1 protein-coding gene and 2 pseudogenes are annotated in these 1,784 nt (G+C 75.1%); all 3 read left to right on the forward strand.

Translation table 11 applies throughout. The features are described 5' to 3' along the window. Positions 1-210: pseudogene (locus HW445_RS29585) on the forward strand (ergothioneine biosynthesis glutamate--cysteine ligase EgtA); the annotation flags it as partial. Further along, positions 207-1,583: an ergothioneine biosynthesis protein EgtB gene (gene egtB, locus HW445_RS29590; protein WP_180223895.1), complete on the forward strand. Its 1,377-nt coding sequence runs from the start codon at positions 207-209 to the stop codon at positions 1,581-1,583. The pseudogene HW445_RS29585 and the gene egtB, both read left to right, overlap by 4 nt. After that, a pseudogene (locus HW445_RS29595) lies at positions 1,583-1,784 on the forward strand (class II glutamine amidotransferase); the annotation flags it as partial. The gene egtB and the pseudogene HW445_RS29595, both read left to right, overlap by 1 nt.

A 1,784-nucleotide genomic window follows, 5' to 3' on the forward strand; every position in this document is an offset into this window, starting at 1 on the left:
GCCGCCCGGCACGCTCTGGCCGACCCTGAACTGCGGGAGGCCGCCGCCGTCTGTTTCGCGGCCGCGCTGGACGCCCTGCCCCGGCTGGGCGCCGGCACGGCGGTGGTGGACGCGGTCGGGGAGTTCGCGGACCGGTACGTGTCCCGGGGCCGGTGCCCCGCCGACGACCTCCTCGACCGCCTGCGGCGGGGTGAGGAGCACGCGTCATGACGGACCGGAACGGCCGGGGGCCCGCGGGCTCCGCCGAGACGCTCAGGGAGCGCGCCCTGGCTTCGCTGTCCACGGCCCGGGAGCGCACCGCGCTGCTGACCTCCTGCCTGGACGACCACGAACTCACCGCCCAGCACTCGCCGTTGATGTCACCGCTGGTGTGGGACCTGGCGCACGTCGGCAACCAGGAGGAGCTGTGGCTGCTGCGCGAGGTGGGCGGCCACGCGGCGCTGAGACCGGAGATCGACGGCCTGTACGACGCCTTCGAGCACTCCCGCGCGGAGCGCCCCTCGCTGCCGTTGCTGCCGCCCGGCGAGGCCCGTCGCTACGCGGCCGAGGTCCGAGGCCGTGTCCTGGACCTGCTGGAAGGGGCCGCCTTCGACGACTCCCCGTTCACCGCGGACGGTTTCGTCTTCGGCATGGTCGCGCAGCACGAGCAGCAGCACGACGAGACGATGCTGATCACCCACCAGCTCCGCCGCGGTCCGGCCGTGCTGACCGCCCCCGACCCGGGGCCCGCCCCCGTCCACGGAGGGCCGGCCGAGGTCCTGGTGCCCGGTGGACCGTTCGTGATGGGGACCTCCGACGAGCCGTGGGCACTGGACAACGAGCGGCCGGCGCACCCGGTGGACGTGGCGCCCTTCTACCTGGACACCGCCCCGGTCACCAACGCCGCGTTCCTGGCCTTCATGGAGGACGGCGGCTATCACGATCCCCGCTGGTGGCGTCCGGAGGGCTTCGCCCATCTGCGGGCCCGGGCGGTGGAGGCCCCGTCGTACTGGCGGCGTGAGGGCGGCCAGTGGCTGCGGCGGCGCTTCGGGGTCACCGAGCCCGTCCCGCCCGACGAACCGGTGCTGCACGTGAGCTGGTACGAGGCGGACGCCTACGCCCGGTGGGCGGGGCGACGGCTGCCGACCGAGGCGGAATGGGAGAAGGCGGCCCGCCACGACCCGGCGACCGGCCGTTCCCGGCGCTACCCGTGGGGCGACGAGGAGCCGTCGCGGGAGCACGCCAACCTGGGGCAGCGGCACCTGCGTCCGGCGCCTGCGGGCAGCTTCCCCGCGGGGCGTTCGCCGCTGGGCGTGGGTCAGCTGATCGGTGACGTGTGGGAGTGGACGTCGAGCGACTTCCTGCCCTACCCGGGCTTCGCCGCCTTCCCCTACCGGGAGTACTCCGAGGTGTTCTTCGGCACGGAGTACAAGGTGCTGCGCGGCGGCTCCTTCGCCGTGGACCCGGTGGCCTGCCGGGGGACCTTCCGCAACTGGGACCTTCCGGTGCGCCGGCAGATCTTCTCCGGCTTCCGCACGGCGCGCTCGGCGCTCCCGGAGCGGGTGGGACCGGCGGACGGCGTGCCGGGCGGGGGCGCGACCTGATGTGCCGCCACCTGGCGTTCCTGGGCCCTGAGTCGCCTTTGCGGGACCTGCTGGTGGCGCCCCCGCACAGCCTCTTCCGGCAGTCCTGGGCGCCCCGGCGGCAGCGGTACGGGACGGTGAACGCCGACGGCTTCGGGGTGGGCTGGTACGCGCCCGGCGACCCGGTGCCGGCCCGCTACCGCAGGGCAGGGCCGGTGTGGG

The organism is Streptomyces sp. UH6 (assembly GCF_013421635.1).
Taxonomy (GTDB): Bacteria; Actinomycetota; Actinomycetes; order Streptomycetales; family Streptomycetaceae; genus Streptomyces; species Streptomyces abyssomicinicus.